Source organism: Balneola vulgaris DSM 17893 (genome assembly GCF_000375465.1).
GTDB classification, from domain to species: domain Bacteria; phylum Bacteroidota; class Rhodothermia; order Balneolales; family Balneolaceae; genus Balneola; species Balneola vulgaris.
The window spans coordinates 93,301-109,800 of sequence record NZ_AQXH01000005.1; the positions used below are offsets into that span (position 1 = coordinate 93,301).

Below are 16,500 nucleotides of genomic sequence, written 5' to 3' on the forward strand. Positions count from 1 at the left end.
AAGCCTTTGGTCTTTAAATAGCTCGTTGAATGGACTTGGCTTAGCTCAGTACTTCGAGGTGCTCCCAAAAGTTTGGATATGATACGGCCGCACATTCGGCATCTAGAATGGTGGAAGGTGATTCCCCTTTTAATGCCAATACCGCCGATGCCATGGCGATTCTATGGTCGTGGAAGCTTTTGAAGGTGGCGCCTTCAAACGTGAAATCAGGGTTCCCGTATATCTCGAGACCGTCTTCCATCTCTTTGAAGTTAGCACCTATACTTCGAAGCATCTCAGCTATGGCCATGATACGATCGGTTTCTTTATGGCGAAGCTCTTCAGCACCTGATATCACCGAAACCCCTTCTGCAAAAACCATAGCTACCGCGAGTATAGGTAGCTCGTCGATACAGTTTGGCATCATATTTCGAGGCACATTAATAGCCCTTAGGTCGCTTGTCCTTACCACGATATCGGCCACGGGCTCAGCTCCTTCGGTGCGTTCATTTTCAAGCACGAAACTAGCCCCCATCTGTTGTAACAAATGTAGAAGGGCATTGCGAGTAGGGTTCATCCCTGTATTCTCGAGTCTAATTTCTGATTGGGGTAATAAACACCCCGCGACCATCCAAAATGCTGCAGCCGAAAAATCGCCAGGAATGGTATAATTTTGATTTGGTATCTGATCTTCACGAGAAGCGTGGATAATACGTTTATCCCCTTCTTCCTCAATCTTCAACCTCAGGAGTCGTTCTGTGTGATCTCGACTCGGAATGGATTCAATTACCCGTGTGGGTGTTTCCCCAAAAAGCCCAGCCAGTAACATACACGATTTCAACTGTGCGCTTGGGATGGGCAACTCAAAATTCATTGGTTTAAGCGGATCTAATCGGCTAATCATCAATGGAGCATAAGCACTATTTCGGGCAAGTATATGGGCACCCATTTGCTCCAAGGGCTCTATGATTCGTGTCATAGTGCGTGAGGTCAGGGAGGAATCGCCACATAAACGCGCCGTGACTCCAGCACCTGTAATCACTCCTGAGAGCAATCTCATCGCCGTTCCTGAGTTCCCACAATCAAGGTCATCGTCAGGAGCTTGTATGCCATTTCGGCCAGTGCCTTCAATAAAAAGCACTCCACCATCTTCTGTTACTTTAGCACCTAAGTCTTGAATGCATCGGAGCGTACTTTGGGGGTCTTCCGCCGGAGAATAGTTCTTTACTTCTGAAACCCCATCATGCAATAAGGAAAAAATTGCAGCACGTTGAGAAATTGATTTATCCGCGGGTGGCTCAATACTTCCGTTTAACGAAAGTACAGGTTCAAGCTTCTTATCCATGAACTAGTCCTCGGTGCGATCTAAAAGTAACTGCGCTTTTTCAGCACCTTCTGTATCAGGGTAAGTTTCAACAATCCCTTTTAAGATCTCTAAAGCCTCCGCTCTATTACCCAGTAAAATATGACTTTCAGCCGAGTGATAAAGTGATCGAGATACCCAAGTTTCAAAGGCTTCGAATAGCACCCTAACTTTGGAATACTCTTCTATAGCTTGCTCGAAGTTCTCTTGTTCTTGCTGAATCTGTCCTAAATAGAACTGAGCTTCAGCCCCACTAACAGTCGTATTTTGATCGGCAATCGGACGTAGTAACTGCGTGGCTTCGTCGTATCTCTTTTCAGCCAGTGCCACTCTTCCTAAACCTACATTGGCCGCGGCATTTGCAGGATTGATTTGCAGGGCATTTTCAAATTCTGATTTGGCTTTACCTAAATCGCCGCCTTCTAGACTAGCCGTACCCATACCTACATAAGCCTCTTGGCTGTATCGAGTACCACGCTCTAGCAGCAGTGCAAAGTATTGATGGGAAGCCTCGAACTCTCCTTTCTGGCGGTATAAGTTCCCCAAGGTAATAAGCGCCGATGGTGCCTGATCATCCGTAGGGTATTCATCTACAATCGTTTGGTATGCATTAATGGCTTGGTCAATTTGCCCCGTTTGTTGATAGGCATCTCCAAGATTCGTGTAAGCATCCGCTATAAGGTTATCCGAATTCGTGATTCGTAAATACTGCCTGAATTCTTTAATAGCGGCTTCGTAATCTCCAGATTGATACACGTTTTCAGCCTGGCGGTACCGCAACCTATCGGCCGTGCTACTACTCGGGTTGTTGCTTAAGAAGTCTTCCAATACCGCAGAGCTGCTATCCACCCCTGTAGAGGATAATTGCGAGAACTGAATACCGTTCACCGCATCAATGATGTAGCTACTTTTTGGGTACTTGCTCAACACTTGCTTATAGGCTTCAATAGCTCGGTCATATTCTCCCGCATTGTAGTACGAGTCACCGATGTTGTACTGCGATCGTGCGGCCCATTCCGTACCCGGATACTTATTGATTACCGTCTGGAATTCCTCAATCGCTTGAGAATAATTATCCGTATTTAAATAGATGTAGGCTACGTTGTACTGCGCTTGTTCTCTTAATCGACTGAATGGATAAATGCGAAGCACTCTTCTGAAAGTTGAAACAGCCTCAAAAGTACGCCCTGAACGGTAGTAACTATTGGCTACCTGGAACATCGCGTAGTCGCCACCCGGATCAGCGCCGATGGCTTTGTTATAGAATCGAATAGCATTTCGATAATCGCCTAATGCATAATATGAATCCCCGATTCGTAACTGGGTATCGGTATCATATGGGAATAAAGCGATGGGTGGAGGATTATAATCATTCAAAAAGGCTTCAAGTGGACCTACCGCTTTCTCATAGTCACCACTCACAAAATAGCTCCAACCTAAGGAGTATCGAGCCGCTCCAATCAACTCATGATTTGGGTAATTCTTTATAAAGATTGAAAACCGTTGTGATGCCTCACTGTACTGCCCCATTTTATAGTAACTATCAGCACTCCAGAATAGTGACTCGGTACCGATATCAGACTTCGGCGTTTCGGCATATACCGATTCAAAAATAGGCTGAGCCTGTTCATAAGCTTGGTTTCTATACAATATCCATGCCTTCTGAAAACGTGCTTGTCGGCGTAAATTAGGATCGATATCCGCTACTTTTTCAGCTTCTTCAAACGCTTGACTTGCGCGGGTATACTCATTGTTTGCAAAATAAGCCTCCCCAAGAAATGCATACACTTTTCCGGGGTTATCAAGGTTTTTTACATTCCGAATCAGCGTTAATAAAGTTTCAATGGCTTCTCCGTACTGTCCAAATTCAAATGATGACACCGCCCATTCGTAGTAGGCATGTTCCACCCATAAACCAGTGGTATAGCGGTCGCCAAATTCGCGGAATGATTTCAGAGAGTTCTCGTATTGTCCGCCTAGCTTTTCATTGATAGCTTTATAGTAAAGGGCTTTTCGTGCAATTTCATCATCCCCTTCTGTAGCTTTGGCAAAGGAGTCGGCCGCCCAATGATAAATCTTCTGCTTGTGGTACAACCAACCTAAACCGTAATGGGCATTACGTTCCTTGGGTGTGCCTTTGGTCATATTCAAATACTGTAAATATGATTTCGAGGCCTCTTTGTAATCGCCAAGGAAATTGTAACTCTCTGCGGTAAGGAAAACGGCCTTTTCTTTTGATTCCTCATCCAAATAGAACATGGCATTTCTGAGTGCTTCAATTGCTTCCTCATATCTACCCTGCTGATAATAGGATTCACCCAAAGCTGTACCAACACGACGTGTAATTGGTGCATTCGGGTATCGCTCTTTCAACACTTCAAAACCCACCGATGCCGAATCGAATTTGTTATCGGTCAGGTATAATCTACCTCTGGCATATAAGGCCTTCGGTGCCCAATCACTATTGGGGTAGGTATCGGCAAGATCCATAAAAAAGCTTCTTGCGGCATGATGGTCTTTCTTTTCAGCGGCAGCTTCAGCTACCCAATACTGTGTTTCAGCGGCGGTGGTATTGCTGATGTTTAAAGTCTCTAGTGATCGCTGGTAAAACTCAATCGCTTCATCATATTGTCCCATCGATTCATAACGATGGCCCAAATCTTTAAATAGGGTCTTCGCGAGCTCATGCTTAGGGTAGCTTCTAATAAAATTATGATAGTAATACTCGATGCGGGCTGAATCGGAGCTGGCTTTGGAACGCGCTAAGTAAAAGTCGACAAAAGGAGTTAGCTCCGGATTTGTGTTAACTTCTTTGAAGGAATTCAGCGTTAATACAGCTTCTTCAAAATACCCTTCGTTGTAGAGTTCTATTCCTGTTTGGTATGATTCGGCTCGGGCTGACTGTAGGTACTGAGCGTTTAAATCGAAGGTTAAAATGCAGGTAAAGAGTAAACAGCTTAAAACAATGAAGCGCATGTATCGCTGAGGTAATTTATTTAGAGTTTAAATCTTATATGTCAAGATAGCGAATAAGTTCGTCGGCTCTGTCAGAAAAATTATGTTCTAAACTTTCGCTTTGTTCTTCCGAGAGTATAACATAACCAAAACGACGCAATGCAGCACTTACAACAGAGGAATCTTCTAAATTTAATTTTATTGATACTCGTATAGAGTTATGGCGTTCTGATGGCTGTTGCACCGCCACACCAAGTATCTTAGCTCCTTCTGTTTCGATGATGCGAACGATGTCTGAGAGCGTGTAATCCATTTGGCTCAGCTCTATAGTAATTACAGAGCCATAGGTAGCCAGGTTAAAAATATCACCCAGAGCGTTCAGCACTTCTCTTTTGCGCACCAACCCAAGATATTTCATATTGCGGTCGGCAACGGGTAATACATACAACTCATGTGCTACCATCTGGCGAGTGGTCTCAAACAAATGCTGCGTACTGGGCACCCAGATGGGGTCACCCAATGGAAGTTCAGAGATCAGCGTAGATTCATCGAGTACTTCAGCCAGCGTCTCAATTTCAACCATCCCTTTTACTTCATCCTCGCTATTTACCACCACAAATTTATTAATGTGCAGTAAATCCAGCTTTGTGAGCGCTAATGATACAGTATCACTATCTCTAAGCGGTGCGATTTCGGTATTTAGGATTTCATGAACTAACATAGCTAGATAACTTCCTCGTTAGAGCCTATAGTATTCAATAAATGCGATAATTGTTCAAAATCTTTATCGGCCATACTAAATGTTAATTCAACATTACTGCCTTCGAACTCTTCGCTGTCTACGGTAGCGTTCTCATGAATAAAAGCCACTGCTTTATATTTACTCATCGGAATCTGCAGGGTATGATAAGAGTAATCGCTTTCGATCAGCTCCTCGATTTTCTCCTCCAACTCCCTTAAGCCAATACTTTGTTCAGCGGATACAAAAATCGCGTCAGGGTATTCATCTCTCATCTCTGCGATTTGATCTGAAGTCATTTTATCCACTTTATTGAGCACCAGCACCGTTTTGGTATTCGTGGCATTAAGCTCCTCTAAAGTCGTATCCACCACTTCTTTGTACTCATGCGCCATTATCGATGAACCATCTACAACGTGGAGTAAGATATCCGCTTCGCGCACTTCATCAAGGGTAGATTTAAAACTCTCGATTAGATTATGGGGCAGTTTTCGAATAAAACCTACTGTATCCGATAACAGAATAGAGTGATTTTCGAGATCCAACCGACGGACGGTAGAATCTAAAGTCGCAAATAAACGATCCTCAGCTAGTACATTGGTTGCGGTAAAGGCATTCATCAAGGTCGACTTTCCCGCATTGGTATAGCCCACTAATGAAACTCGATGCATTCCCTCGCGCCCTTTTCGTTGCGTGGTTCGCTGTTGATCTAATTTCTTCAGTTTGTCTTTGAGGGTGGCAATACGTTGGCCAATAATTCGTCTATCGGTCTCAATCTGTGTTTCACCCGGACCTTTGGTTCCGATACCCCCTTTCTGCCTCGAAAGGTGAGTCCAATAACGTGTAAGTCTTGGTAGCAGATACTGTAGCTGAGCGAGTTCCACTTGTGTTTTCGCCGCTGCTGTTTTCGCTCTGGAGGCAAAAATATCTAAAATGAGTGCGCTTCGATCTAAAATCTTTGCTTCTGTACCCGCTTCAATATTTCGGATTTGCGTTGGAGATAAGTCATCATCAAAAATGATGGTATCAATTTTCTTCTCTCCCTTAATTCGCTTGAGCTCCTGAATCTTACCCTTTCCTACATAAGTTGAAATATCTGGTTGGGTTTTATTCTGCAATACTTTTTCCACGGTGATACCACCTGCTGTATCTGCAAGCATAGCAAGCTCTTCAAGGTATTCTTCAGCCTGAAATTTCGTAACCTTTGGGCCATATAGGCCTACTAGCATCACTTTTTCTTGTTCTATGTCAGAGTTTTTGACGTCGTCTAGCAATGAGTCTCTTCTTTAATTAGTCTTTATGTATTTGTTTTAGGTCGATATCGGGGATTTCACTTCCTTCAAAGCGGTTTTTCAACTTCAAAGATACGATTTTTTCAAAGTCCTTTCGCTTGGAGTCGGGCACAAATAACTTCAATTGATTAAAGCCACGCACCAACGATTTATCCATATCTGAATAAGAGAAGGTGAATTCAACGCCTCCTTTTTCTTCGCGTTCCACTTGATCTAATATCTGAAACCATGGAATAGTTTGCGACGGCTCATTGATGTTTTTTACAATGCCGTAATCGGTGATGTAATGCTTTGAAGCCAAATAGCTAGCGATGAACCACATCAAACCAATCCATATATAACCGCCGAACACCATGTATCTACTAGAGCCTCCAGTGAAATAATTGAAAGCACCTAGCGCCGCAATGAGTATCAAAAACACCGTAGCAAACAGTGGATATCCAAAAAGCTTACCGGCCCTCCAACTCAAGCGCACCTTACGCAAACGAAACTTATTCAACACTGAATAACCCGCCATCATAGTAGACGCGATCGTAAACGACACGATAACTGCTTGGAAGAATATGGATAGAATTTCTTTCAATAGATTTTAGCTTATGGTCTCTGCCTTATAAAATGTTGATACCAACGATTCACATATTAACAACAAAAAGCCTGCCAACATGAACCACTGCCAAATTTCTTTGCCAAATCCACTGGATTTGATTTCCTGTTCAACATCGGTGGTAGTTAACGTGTTCGTGTCTACTATATTGATAACATCATTCTCGGCAATCAGTTCCTTAACACCGCCTTGTTCTAATTCATTAAACATAGATTCAGAATTCGGCAAGTTGAGTGCAACGGTATACACCTGTTCCTCATCCGTCACTTTCACCCATCCCGGGCTCCATTCATAACCCGGATAATGTACTCTCACCCCACCGCCTACATTGGCTAGATCTACCTTAATACGCTCTTCCTGCCATTCCAGCTCCGTATTTTCTATATCGAGATCGCCCGTCCATTGGAAGTTATTACCAAGTAAGTGCTGATTTAATCCACCCACTTCTAAGGAGGAGGCATACAACAGCGTGCGATAGAACAGAGGCGCATACAAAGGTTTAATGGACAAATTCGACCATGCAGGATCATTCCCCAAAGCCGACAAAATCAACTTCCCTTCTCCAAACTTTTTCTCATACAGAATGATGTCCGAATTATTTAATTCTAGAAGCGGGAAACCTGCTCCATTTGCGCTGAGCTGCAGTTTGTAATAATAGTAGATATCGGGCGCTTCAAAGTTGAGTCTATCCTCATCCTCCCGAATAAAAAGGTCCTCTAAAATAGGATGATCTTCGAGCAGCACATTGGCTTTCGCAATGGATTTAAAGGAAGCATACTCCCCCACTACTCCACCAATTCGGCCCGCATTAAACAGCGCCAAAAAGTCATTATAGTTTTGAATATCTGCCTGTTGGCTAGGCAAAAAGATCAGCCCCTTCCCAGCTTGCACGAAACTCTGCAAACCTGAGAATAGAAATTCAGGGATATCAGGAAGGCCTTCCAACAAAATGGCGTCGAAGTCGGCTAAATTCACCTGATTAATATTATTTATCGCAACCCGTTCATAGTTAATTTGAGTCCCATCATCGCTTTGGGCATCTAATATGGCTTGGGTGTAGGAAATCTGAGCACCGCTGCTGTTATCTTCGGTAACCCACAATACATTCCGCTCTTCAGGAACTTGGATACTGAAATACTTTCTATTATCAGCTACGAACTCATCCCCTTCAATTTCTACGAACCCCGTAATATCGCCTTGGGTGTTTGGGGTGATTTCGAAGCTAAAGGTCTGCGTTTCGCCCGGCTGAATTTCTAAAGCATATTGGCCCACCGTTTCCCCTTCCACCGTGAGGGTTAAAAACTGATTGGCGGCTAGCACCTCCCCGGCATTCTGCACCTTCGTTACGAGCTGAAAGGGAATGCCTTGCCCCACCAATGAAGTAGGAGTGGAAATTTCAGATACGAAAGTATTCTGTGTTTGCACCTCTTCCACTTGGATCACCGAAAGGGAATATCGGTCTTTCTCTTCGTGTTCAGAGTCTGCGATACTTTCTAATAGGGCCCGATCGCCATCGGTAAAAACAAATATTTTTTTGTTTTGAAAAGGAGCGGCCGACAGCACCTCGAACAACTCATTGATTCTATTCTCGAAGAATCCCCCTTTATTCTGCACCTCAATCTTAGCCACTCTGGCCTCGAGTTGCCCTGCACTTATCACCGTTGAATTCAATGCTTCCCCATGGGTGACTTGAATTAGAAATCGATCTTCTTCCTTTGCCGATGAGCTAATCGTTTCGATATACTCCGATACTTGATTTATTAGAGGGCCTTTTGCTCCAATGCGCGACATACTGATGCTGTTGTCTACCAGAATGCCGTATACGGTAGGTTCATTCGCTGAACTCGCCAATCCAAAGGAAGGCGGTAAAAAAGGACGAGCAAGGACCATGGCCAAGCAAGTAATGGCTAAAAAGCGAAGGGCTAGCAACAACCACCGTTTCAGTTTTATCTTCTGAATCGTTGTTTGCTTTAATTCATTAAAGAAGGCAATGGTTGAGAACTTTACCCGTTTGGGTTTTCGTAGGTTCAACAGATGAATAACAAGTGGTAAACCAACCGCTAGTAAGGCCAATAAAAAAATGGGGTTTAAAAAACTCATTTAGCGCAAAAAAATGTTACTTTTAAAAGAATTGGGTTGGGAACTTTTTGTTATAAAGCGAATTAGCCAATACAATCTTAATATTCAAAAAAAGGCGGTTTAAATCCATTTATGCAAGGTGCGTATAAGCTATTAATTACATCATTTATCGTCATTCTATTTAATGCCTGTTCTGGCGTAGGTAATCAACCTTGGACAGCCTTGGTACCCGATGAAGCCAGTTTTCTGATCGTACCGCAATCTGACGTAACCCCATTTTCTCTTCCCCAAACAGAATATGCTTCGCTGCTAGAGGATATTACTGAGAGTTCGATTCAGCAGATATCCGCCTTCGACGGCGACCTCCTTCGCACTATTTCTCTTAAAGGAGTGGCAATCCACCCGTCCACTTCTATGACCACCGACCTCATTTGGATTACCGAATCCAAGCAACCCATCGAAGAATGGGTAAGCCAGTACTACCAACCCCTGGCTCAAAACTACTATACCTTCAATGAGGTGATGGTTCACAAAATTTCTAAAGCCAACAATTTATACTTCATAGCGCAAGTAAACGATTGGTTGGTCATTTCCACTAGCAGTTGGGCCTTAGAATCGGCCTTACGGTCTTACTTAGGCTTAGCGCCTTCCATGCAGATGCCCACTGAACCGGCACCCGGTCAACTCATTATGAACACCCCTCGTCTTGATGGCTGGGTGGAGCAGTTTACCAATGTCACCTTTCGTCCATCGGTATACAAAGCATTTTCGGGCACGAATCCCGCAACGCTGTTCTTTAGCAACAATGCGGATTCCACCGAAGCCAAGTTCACCCTTGAAGGCAAAATCACTCTTTCTGAAGAAACTCGATCTCCTCTAGTAGAATCCGTGGCCTATAAAAACTCGGCCCTTTCCTTAGATCGTTATATTGCCAGTAATGCCGCGGCTTTTGCCCTTTTGCGCAAAGCCCCGAACATGACCCCTCAAGAACCTGAGGACCGCGTAACTCGCCTCGATTCCCTACTCCTGAACAACTCCACCGAATTTACCGGAATCGCCAACACCTTAGGCGACGAATTCGGTTTTGAAGCCTTTCCAGAATCAGGACTGCTATCAAGTGGTGAGTTTTTATTCATGCGGAAGTTGACCAAGAAAGGCGAACTTAGAGCTCGACTGTATGACTTAGCCACCGAAGGCTACATTGACCGCCAAGGCGACTCTTACTATGCTAGCAGTTCGGTTCTTGCCTCCCTGATTGGATCGGAATTATGCACCTTCAAAGAATTTTATATCTCCTTTTCCGGCGATGTGATGGTGATCTCGAAGCGCCGTGGGCTATCGGAAAGTGTGGAAGCCGATCGTGCAAGGCGCCGCGTGATGTACTACAATTCATCCTATACCGAACTACGCAAAGACCTCCCCACCGATGTAAGTGGTTTTGTGTGGGCCAAGACGTCTGAGTTTGAGCAATTCATAAAACCTTTCTTACTGAAAGATAACGCCGCACTAGGACTGTTGAACCGCTTTGATGTGATACACCTTACCATGCGTAAGCTCAACGACTCCTCCATCGATTTTTCCTTGAAAACCACTACCGAAGAAGGCTTCACCCAGCCCTACCAAGAACTGTGGGTAAGTCCACTTAACAATGGTGAGTTAACTGGTACTCCTATTCTTGGGGATATTGTTGGAAGCGCCACCAAAGAAATTATTTATGCCACCACTCAAGGTGAAATTTACGCCGTAGCAGGCGATGGCACCATCGTACTTGAAGCAAGCACCGATGGTAGCATTCCGGTTGGCAGCCCGGTACTCTACGACTGGTATGGCAACAACCAACCGATTGTGATGTTAGGTGCCGGCACCAAGATTTTTGCTTGGAACCAAAACGGTTCCTTACTGCCTAAGTTCCCAATTGAAATCGGGCAGCGCATTAGTGCCCCAATAGTAGTTACCGATGTACGCCGAAATGGAATTCCTGAAATTATTGTAGCTACCGAAGACCGCCAAGTGCATGTAATTGATGGCCGAGGCGAAAATGTAACGGGTTGGCCGCAAGTAGTGAATGCCGTTATCACTTCCGCTCCTACCTTTGAAAGAGTAGATGACGTATGGTCGATTTGGGCTTTCTCGCAAAACATTGTGCATAGTTGGTTACGAAGTGGAGCTACTCGCCCGGGCTACCCACAGTTTATTAACGCGGGCTTTAGCGGTTCCCCTGTAGTATTTAACAACAATGTATGGGGTGCGGGCATCGACGGACATCTTTACAGCGTTGGGAAAAACCCAAGCATCTCCGACTCCTTAGGTACATTCGTGCGAATGGATTCGGTATCGGTGAAGTCGATGTATGTAGCCAATAATGCATTGCATTCGGTAGGCGTGCATGAAAACGTACTGCTTCGTGACAGCACTGGTTTTTACCGCAACGACTTAGTGAGCACCATTAGCCAAAATGGATCGGTATTTATGTACAGTCCCGATGGCTCGCTAAAGCTAACCAAGACCTTAGGCCAACCTGCTTCCAAAACCCTACATCCTTCCATCATCGACATCGACCAAGATGGGAATGATGATGTGATCGCCTTGGCTGAGTTTGGTCGTTTATTCGCTTGGGAAGTACTTACCGGCGAACGCATCTACGACCTTCCAACGTCAGGGATGAAGTTCCCCTTGATTACCGACTTAAACGGTGATGGAGAGATGGAGCTGATTGCACAAACACGCGAAGGCCTTCGTTGCTGGACCATCATTAAGCAAGAGTAGGATATACCACTTTTCTTTACCTCCCTGTTAAGTATTGATTTAAAGGGATAAATCATTACATTAGCCAAATCGGTGAGGGGAAAACTGCACCTTGGAAGTGAGGGAAAGCTTTCTGTTTTGGTGTGGGGATGATGGGATTGTGGTCTATTTGTGCAAACCCCAAATACTTACCTTGTAGATGATATACTGCTAAAAAACTTGAACCAAAAATCATTTCAGATAAGTAATTCAATAATTAATATGATTGATTACATATTTATAGAAAACTAATCTCTATCCATGGCTTCTGAGAATTTATACTCTGCTGCTGAACAAGCACTTGGTTATATATATCAAATTCGATTCGCTTTGCTACAGACATTCAACTTAAATGAGAGTACAGTCTGTTTCATTGAAAAAGATGATGATATTGATTTTAGTGATCCTGAAGAAGGAAAAATTTTAGCCTCTCTTAAACATAAGGCAGTAGGAGATTCACTATCAGATCTATCGCCTGACTTCTGGAAATCCGTGAGGATCTGGTTGAATTATTATCAAAATGAAAAAAGTGCCTTCTCACAAAATGACCTGTCTTTTTTTCTATTTACAACCGGCAAAATTCCTGAAGGGGCAGTTCTTAAAATGTTTCTCCCAAATTCAGAACGAAGGTCTGATTATGCTAATGAAATGAAAACCGTTCTGGAAAGATCTGAATCCAAAACTTTAAAAAGTATCTATAAACTAATAGACAATATACCAGAGGATAATCTTAATCATTTCTTTAGTTGCATAACAATTTTTGATTCACAAGAACGCATACAGGATATACCTAAAAAAATAATAAACCAGAGATTAAGAACAGTTAGACCAAATTTTAGAGAAAAGGTATATGAGAACCTTGAAGGATGGTGGCTTAATGAATGTATAAATTTATTAACAGGAAATAGAAACGAACCAATAAGTGTTGAGGAAGTCTCTGGGAAACTATCATTGATAGCAGAAAATTACCATTTTGAGAATCTCCCAATTGAATTTGAATTTGCAGAGCCTGAGGAAGAAATATCACCGGATGCAGATGACAGACTTTTTGTAAAACAGTTGCGAATTATTGGTCTTAAGTCTGATAGAATTACTAGAGCTATTTTAGATTACTACCGTGCTTTCCAACAACGAAATTCTTGGATACGTAATTTTGCAGAATTAAATGGAGAATTAGAGGCATATGATGACAGGCTTATAGATGAATGGAGTCGACTTAAAGAAATAGTTTTTGAAGAATTAGAAGAGAATACACCTGAAAAAGTAATCCAAGCAACCGCTAGAAAATTAATAAATCAAATATCTACTAGTGATCACGAAAACTTTAGAATTCGCCCAAAGGTTTCAAAGACATTTGTCCATATGGGCAGTTATCACATTTTGGCAAATGAAAGCTCTCCCAGAGTATTTTGGCACCCTCACTTTAAGGAAAGATTAAAAGAAATATTGGATGAGGTTGAAAAATGAAAGATTGGGATGTTAGGCCTCCAGAAATACGGACTTTATTTAACCCTGCATTTTGCGGATTAGTATTAGCAAGAGGGATCAAAGGGTATTACCAAGAAACAAGTGAATCAATGCCCTACTCTCTGTCACTTTTAATATTACCTCTTTGCTTGCATAAACGAACAAGGGATCAAGTTCTCGATAATAATCGATCATACTTTACAAAAATATTAGAAGCATATCCTGAAATCAGAGTAAACTTTGCACAAAGAACACGGGGTCTTTTACCTTACTCAATGGAAGCCTTGGCCTTCCTAATGAAATGTAATTCAATAGAAGTCGACGATAATGGTTCTATTTTTCTAAATGAAGATGGGATTATGAAAACAATAAAGGGGAGCCAAGATACACAGGACTGTCAAAAGGCAGCTAAACTAATTGGGAAAAAATTTGGCAAAATTAATGATAAAGTAACTATCTATACTTCTTTAGGGGTCAAACCATGAATATAAAAGAAATAATTTTATACAGTCATTCAGGTGAAATCAGACGAATAAAGTTTCAAGTGAATGGTCTAAATATAATCACAGGTCGATCATCTACTGGAAAGTCCGCATTGTCTGAGATTGTTGAATATTGCATGGGTAGAAGTACATTTAATATTCCAGAGGGACCAATTAGGGATAAAGTATCTTGGTATGCAGTATTATTTCAATTCCAAAACGAACAAATATTAATTGCTAAGCCGACTCCTGCTGCTACTGCTTCTAGTTGCTCAAAGGCCATGGTTAGACGGGGTAATGATATTGAACCCCCGTCATTCGAAACGTTAGAACAAAATTCTGATGATGAAACAGTTGTATCACTACTTTCAAATAAATTAGGAATCCCATCTTATCAAACCGAGGTATCTAGTTCTCATAGCCGTGATTCTTATAAACCCAATATTAAACATACTCCGTTTTATCTATTTCAGAAACAAAATTTGATAGCAAATAAGGATCAACTTTTTTATCGGCAAAATGAAAGCTATATACCACAATCAATTAAAGATACTCTACCAATTCTTTTGGGGGTTTCACCAAAAGGTAAATTAGAATTAGAGAGCAAACTGAGATCACTGAGAAGAGAATTAAAAATTGCCGAAAAAAGACTCGAAGAAAAAGAACAATTTGATACTCAAATTGATGTAAGAATTAACGGATTGCTATCTGAAGCAAAGCAAGTTGGAATATTGTCTAATACCTATCAGCCAGAAGATGCAAATCATGCAATTAGTACTTTGGAAAATTTAATGGATTGGAAACCAACACCAATTCCTGAAAGTAATGCTCAAGATATCATAATTCTTGAAAATGAATTAAGAGAATTGCGAAAAGAGAAGAGCGAATTGAATGAAACCCTAAGAACTACTCAATCTTTTTTAGAAAAAACAGCTGGCTTTACAACTGAGGCCGAAGAACAGTACAGCAGACTTCAATCTATCAATGCCCTTCCATATAATAATGAAGGGGAGTGGCAATGGCCATTTGCACCGGAAAATTTAAATTTAGAATCTACAATTGCTGATGCACTATTAAATGAGTTAGCCTCATTAGAGGAAGAACTAAAAACTGTTGCGGGTGAAAAGCCCAACTTAGATGAATATATAGTTGGCTTAGAGGAAAAACTTCAAGAACTAAATCAAAATGTAAGAAGTAAAGAAGAAGAATTAGCTTCAGCGATTTCAGCAAATGAAACAATTGCTCAAATGGACAATCTAAATGCTGCTGCTGCAAAAACAATAGGTAGAATTAGTTTATTCCTGGAGAATTACAATCCTATTGATGATAAATCTGACTTAATTAGAAATATTGAAATTATTCAACAAAAGATTGATGCAATAGAATCTGAAATTGGAACTGATAATTCCGAAGATAGATTAACCTCTATTTTAAGTATTATTTCATCACGACTTGATAATTATGTGAAAGACTTAGATGCAGAGTTTTCCGAACATACATTTAGATTTGATTTCAAAAATTTGACTATTGTAGTTGACAGACCAGATCGTCCAGTACCAATGCAAAAAACAGGTGGTGCTTCCAATCACCTTGCATATCATATAGGCGCATTGCTAGCAATCCATCATTTTTCTTCAAAGAACAACAGGCCTATACCCTCCTTCTTGTTTTTAGATCAACCAACTCAGGTTTATTTTCCTTCAGAGCAAGTTTACAACAGTGCATCAGGCTCGATTGAAGAAACAGAACGTGATTCAGACATCAATAGAGTACGTAGGTTATTTGAGATCTTATATAGTTTTGTAACAAATGAATGTCCAAGTTTCCAAATTATCATAACAGAACATGCAAATCTTCGTGATGAATGGTTCCAAAATTCTATAGTAGAAGAGCCCTGGACTAAACCTCCAGCTTTAGTACCAGATGAATGGGAAAGCATGCAATAGCTCTATAACAAGCAAATTAAGCGGTTGCGGTTGCGTTTAGTTGCTTACATTCAATGACTTAGCTACGCCGCTTATTTACCAAACCGTTACGCACATAATGCTGTAATGACGTTGTATTGTCATATAGATTTCGTATCAAATCTAGTGATTTATCATGATATTCTTTTAAAATTTAATACCGGAAAAATCATAGAGATCATGAAACTGGATAATGCAAAACTAAAACAGCTTAGACAATCAAATGCCTGGAGTCAGTCCCATCTTGCTGAAGCAAGTGGAATTAGTTTGAGAACCATTCAACGAATTGAAAAAACGGGCGTTGTATCACCAGAATCAGCTAATTGTATTTGTGCTGCTTTTGATATTCAATTTGATGAGCTTTCCATGGATGATAATTATCAAACGTCAGAGTCCCCTCTTATAGATTTATTAAAGTTTAAAGTCACCCATATGGACAAAAAAGCAGCTATTATATCGTTTATCGTTGCATTTATTATAGCCTACACTATAGCGACTTCTATTGGCGGCACGATATAAGGTTATAACATCTTTGAAAAAGACATTGTCAAGGGCACGTAGTTTTTCAACCCTAGATGTTAAGTTCTTCTCCTAATCAGAAAGCAGATCTCTGTATTCCTCATCTAGTGGCCTGCTCGATCAGAGGTGTATAATAAGGCATTTTATGTCGGAACCGCCAGCCGGCTGACATCCTTCGACAAGCTGTGCACTTAAGCTTGTATGCAATAAAATAAATTACTTACTTCAACTAAATACTACGACCCCGCGCAGTTCTGCAAGTAGGCGGACAGG

The 16,500-nt window shown here is 41.7% G+C and carries 11 protein-coding genes; 5 read left to right on the forward strand and 6 right to left on the reverse strand.

Translation table 11 applies throughout. From position 1 onward, the window contains the following. Positions 1-40 precede the first annotated feature (40 nt). The 6 genes from aroA to B155_RS0110665 are packed head-to-tail and all read right to left on the reverse strand — an operon-like array spanning position 41 to position 9,032. The gene (gene aroA, locus B155_RS0110640; protein ID WP_018128255.1) at positions 41-1,324 is read right to left on the reverse strand and encodes a 3-phosphoshikimate 1-carboxyvinyltransferase; all 1,284 of its coding nucleotides are present in this window, start codon (positions 1,322-1,324) and stop codon (positions 41-43) included. 3 nt (positions 1,325-1,327) lie between these two features. After that, on the reverse strand, positions 1,328-4,318 hold the full coding sequence (locus B155_RS0110645; protein ID WP_018128256.1) for a tetratricopeptide repeat protein: 2,991 nt from the start codon (positions 4,316-4,318) through the stop codon (positions 1,328-1,330). 34 nt (positions 4,319-4,352) lie between these two features. After that, a complete protein-coding gene (locus B155_RS0110650) occupies positions 4,353-5,018 on the reverse strand; it encodes a CBS domain-containing protein (protein WP_018128257.1) in 666 nt (221 codons plus the stop codon). 2 nt (positions 5,019-5,020) lie between these two features. After that, on the reverse strand, positions 5,021-6,310 hold the full coding sequence (hflX, locus tag B155_RS0110655; protein WP_018128258.1) for a GTPase HflX: 1,290 nt from the start codon (positions 6,308-6,310) through the stop codon (positions 5,021-5,023). Positions 6,311-6,326: 16 nt separating this feature from the next. Continuing rightward, positions 6,327-6,911, reverse strand: a complete 585-nt coding sequence (locus B155_RS0110660) for a hypothetical protein (protein ID WP_018128259.1) — start codon at positions 6,909-6,911, stop codon at positions 6,327-6,329. A 6-nt stretch (positions 6,912-6,917) separates the two neighbouring features. Next, a complete protein-coding gene (locus B155_RS0110665; protein WP_018128260.1) occupies positions 6,918-9,032 on the reverse strand; it encodes a BatA domain-containing protein in 2,115 nt (704 codons plus the stop codon). 111 nt (positions 9,033-9,143) lie between these two features. Between B155_RS0110665 and B155_RS0110675 the strand changes: the two genes are divergently transcribed. The 5 genes from B155_RS0110675 (at position 9,144) to B155_RS13355 (ending at position 16,227) form a co-directional block, all read left to right on the forward strand. Further along, positions 9,144-11,777 (forward strand): FG-GAP repeat domain-containing protein, encoded by a 2,634-nt coding sequence (locus B155_RS0110675; RefSeq protein ID WP_018128261.1) that lies wholly within the window; start codon positions 9,144-9,146, stop codon positions 11,775-11,777. A 279-nt stretch (positions 11,778-12,056) separates the two neighbouring features. Beyond that, on the forward strand, positions 12,057-13,262 hold the full coding sequence (locus B155_RS13350; protein WP_018128262.1) for an ABC-three component system protein: 1,206 nt from the start codon (positions 12,057-12,059) through the stop codon (positions 13,260-13,262). Next, complete coding sequence (locus tag B155_RS0110685) at positions 13,259-13,747, forward strand: three component ABC system middle component (RefSeq protein ID WP_018128263.1); 489 nt, start codon at positions 13,259-13,261, stop codon at positions 13,745-13,747. The genes B155_RS13350 and B155_RS0110685 overlap by 4 nt, the downstream gene beginning before the upstream one ends. Next, positions 13,744-15,690 carry a DUF3732 domain-containing protein gene (locus B155_RS0110690; RefSeq protein WP_018128264.1) on the forward strand — a complete coding sequence of 649 codons (1,947 nt, stop codon included), beginning with the start codon at positions 13,744-13,746 and terminating at the stop codon, positions 15,688-15,690. Before B155_RS0110685 ends, B155_RS0110690 begins: the two co-directional genes overlap by 4 nt. A 198-nt stretch (positions 15,691-15,888) precedes the next feature. Next, entirely contained in the window at positions 15,889-16,227 is a 339-nt protein-coding gene (locus B155_RS13355; protein WP_040368507.1) for a helix-turn-helix domain-containing protein, read from the forward strand. Positions 16,228-16,500 lie beyond the last annotated feature (273 nt).

Bases quoted from the DNA above. Each gene is read 5' to 3' on its own strand.
- aroA (WP_018128255.1), bottom strand. From the start codon at position 1,324: ATGGATAAGAAGCTTGAACCTGTACTTTCGTTAAACGGAAGTATTGAG.
- B155_RS0110645 (WP_018128256.1), bottom strand. From the start codon at position 4,318: ATGCGCTTCATTGTTTTAAGCTGTTTACTCTTTACCTGCATTTTAACC.
- B155_RS0110650 (WP_018128257.1), bottom strand. From the start codon at position 5,018: ATGTTAGTTCATGAAATCCTAAATACCGAAATCGCACCGCTTAGAGAT.
- B155_RS0110665 (WP_018128260.1), bottom strand. From the start codon at position 9,032: ATGAGTTTTTTAAACCCCATTTTTTTATTGGCCTTACTAGCGGTTGGT.
- B155_RS0110675 (WP_018128261.1), top strand. From the start codon at position 9,144: ATGCAAGGTGCGTATAAGCTATTAATTACATCATTTATCGTCATTCTA.
- B155_RS13350 (WP_018128262.1), top strand. From the start codon at position 12,057: ATGGCTTCTGAGAATTTATACTCTGCTGCTGAACAAGCACTTGGTTAT.
- B155_RS0110685 (WP_018128263.1), top strand. From the start codon at position 13,259: ATGAAAGATTGGGATGTTAGGCCTCCAGAAATACGGACTTTATTTAAC.
- B155_RS0110690 (WP_018128264.1), top strand. From the start codon at position 13,744: ATGAATATAAAAGAAATAATTTTATACAGTCATTCAGGTGAAATCAGA.
- B155_RS13355 (WP_040368507.1), top strand. From the start codon at position 15,889: ATGAAACTGGATAATGCAAAACTAAAACAGCTTAGACAATCAAATGCC.